General features: G+C 75.6%; 4 protein-coding genes. 2 read left to right on the top strand and 2 right to left on the bottom strand.

Going from position 1 to position 2,003, the window contains the following annotated elements; all coding sequences use genetic code 11:
• Nucleotides 1-49: 49 nt before the first annotated feature.
• Complete coding sequence (locus tag G3I42_RS20475) at nt 50-280, bottom strand: hypothetical protein (RefSeq protein ID WP_164287976.1); 231 nt, start codon at nt 278-280, stop codon at nt 50-52.
• 103 nt (nt 281-383) lie between these two features.
• Here G3I42_RS20475 and G3I42_RS20470 point away from each other — a divergent pair, with 103 nt between their 5' ends.
• Together G3I42_RS20470 and G3I42_RS20465 are read left to right on the top strand one after the other, a co-directional pair.
• Nucleotides 384-851, top strand: a complete 468-nt coding sequence (locus G3I42_RS20470) for a DUF6314 family protein (RefSeq protein ID WP_164287974.1) — start codon at nt 384-386, stop codon at nt 849-851.
• Between the two features lie 43 nt (nt 852-894).
• The gene (locus G3I42_RS20465) at nt 895-1,365 is read left to right on the top strand and encodes a GNAT family N-acetyltransferase (protein WP_164287972.1); all 471 of its coding nucleotides are present in this window, start codon (nt 895-897) and stop codon (nt 1,363-1,365) included.
• A gap of 46 nt (nt 1,366-1,411) precedes the next feature.
• On the opposite strand, the gene G3I42_RS20460 is transcribed toward G3I42_RS20465, so the two are convergent.
• A partial coding sequence (locus G3I42_RS20460; protein ID WP_164287970.1) for a hypothetical protein occupies nt 1,412-2,003 on the bottom strand: 592 nt, incomplete at its 5' end.

Raw genomic sequence — 2,003 nt, 5'->3', positions numbered from 1 at the left:
CGCCCGGCCTGACCGCACCTCGCCTCCCCGCGCCCCGCCGCCCCCCGGCTCAGGTGCCGGGGACCGGGTGCCCGCCGTCGCCCTCCACCACGTGCCGCCGCTCCGCCGCGCCCTCCTCCTCCGTCACGGTGACGTCCACCGTGCCGTCGCCGGTGGTGTCGAACTGGTAGAGGTCGGCCTTGCCGTCGCCCGTGGTGTCCGTCATCCACACGTCGGGCTTGCCGTCGCCGTTGGTGTCGGCGGTGAGGAGAACGTGGTCCTGTGTGTGTTCGGTGTCCATGGGGTGACGGGTACCCCGGAACGGGCGGGGGACGCGGGCCGGTGCGGCCGGGCCGTGGTCACCGGGGTGGTCACGGCCCGTACCGCTGGAGTAGGAAGGAGCCATGCCCGCATCCCGGCCCGAGACGCCCGTCCCCGACCTGCTCGCCTTCCTCGCGGGGCGGTGGCGCGTGGAGCGGACCGCCGAGGACCGGCACACCGGCACGCGCGGGCACTTCACGGGCACGGCGGACTTCACGGCGCTGCCCGGCGGCGGGCTGCGGCACCACGAGGAGGGTGTCTTCACGTGGGACGGCGTCGCGCGCCCCGCGTACCGGACCCTGCGCTGGCTGCCGGGGCCGCACGGCGCCGCTTCCGCGCGCGTCACCTTCGACGACGGACGCTTCTTCCACGACCTCGACCTGCGCACCGGGCACGCCGTCGCCGACCACCCCTGCTCCCTGGACCTCTACCGGGGCGAGTTCACCGTGAGCGCCCCGGACGTGTGGAGCGTGGTGTGGCGCGTCGCGGGGCCCGCGAAGGACCTGATCCTGCGCACGGAGCACACCCGCGAGGCCCCGTCCACCCAGTGAAACCGGCTGGGCGGCGCCGCGCGGGCGTTGCGAGACTGCCCGCATGACCACGTACACGGACCTGCCCGCCGTCCCCCTCCCGCCCGGCCACTTCGTCTCGGACGCGCCGGAACTCGTCGACATCGAACGCGTTCACCACTGGCTCTCCACCGACGCCTACTGGGCGCTCGGCCGCAGCCTGGAGAAGCAGCGCGCCGCCGTCGCGGCCTCGCTGAACTTCGGCGTGTACGAGGACGTGCCGGAGGCGGACGGCACGGTGCGCCGCGAGCAGCGCGCCTACGCGCGGGTCGTCACCGACCGCACCACCTTCGCCTGGCTCTGCGACGTCTACGTGCCGCGCGAGGCCAGGGGCCGGGGGCTCGCGAAGGCGCTCCTGGCCGCCGTGCGGGCGCGGATGGAGGAGTACGGGGTGCCGCGCGTGCTGCTCGTGACAAGCAGTGCGCAGGAGTTGTACCGCTCGGTGGGGTACGACGAGGTGGAGCCGGGGAAGTGGATGATCCTGCCGCTGGGGTGAGCGGGCGTCCGGGACGCGCCGGTCGCCCCCCGCGTCCCGCCCCGCCTCACTCCCGTACCGCCGCGAACGCCTGCGCCAGCCTCCGTACGCCCTCCTCCAGTTCGTCCGCGTCCGCCACTCCCCCGTAGCTGATCCTGAGGTGCGGGTGGTCCGGTTCGGCGGGGTGGTACGGGCGGCCGGGGGCGACCGCGACGCCCCGGCGCAGCGCCTCGGCGGCGAGCGCGGACTCGTCGGTGCCCTCGGGGAGCGGGAGCCAGAGGTGGTAGCCCCCGGTGGGCACGCGGGCGGGCGCCGCCTCGGGCAGCCGACGGGCGAGAGCCGTCGCGAGCGCCGCCCTGCGGGAACCCAACTCGCTTGCCACGGTACGGAGATGGCGCGGCCAGGAGGGGGAGCCCACGAGTTCGAGCGCGGCCTCCTGGAGCGGACGCGGTACGAAGAAGTGGTCCACGACCTGCACCGCGCGCAGCCGTTCCAGGACGGGCCCGCGCGCGAGGACGGCGGCGACGCGCAGGCTCGGGGCGGTGACCTTGGTGAGCGAGCGGATGTGCACGACGATGCCGTCCGGGTCCTCGGCGGCGAGCGGCGGGGGCGGCGGCCCCGCGTCGGCGTGCCCGAGGCGGCGCGCGAAGTCGTCCTCG

The sequence above is a fragment of the Streptomyces sp. SID11385 genome (assembly GCF_010548245.1).
Lineage (GTDB): Bacteria > Actinomycetota > Actinomycetes > Streptomycetales > Streptomycetaceae > Streptomyces.
The sequence above is the reverse complement of the archived record's forward strand: the minus strand, read 5'-3'. Positions and strand labels throughout refer to the sequence as shown.

What these genes read in the sequence shown, in the direction of transcription:
- G3I42_RS20475 (WP_164287976.1), bottom strand. Translation starts at nt 280, where the DNA reads ATGGACACCGAACACACACAGGACCACGTTCTCCTCACCGCCGACACC.
- G3I42_RS20470 (WP_164287974.1), top strand. Translation starts at nt 384, where the DNA reads ATGCCCGCATCCCGGCCCGAGACGCCCGTCCCCGACCTGCTCGCCTTC.
- G3I42_RS20465 (WP_164287972.1), top strand. Translation starts at nt 895, where the DNA reads ATGACCACGTACACGGACCTGCCCGCCGTCCCCCTCCCGCCCGGCCAC.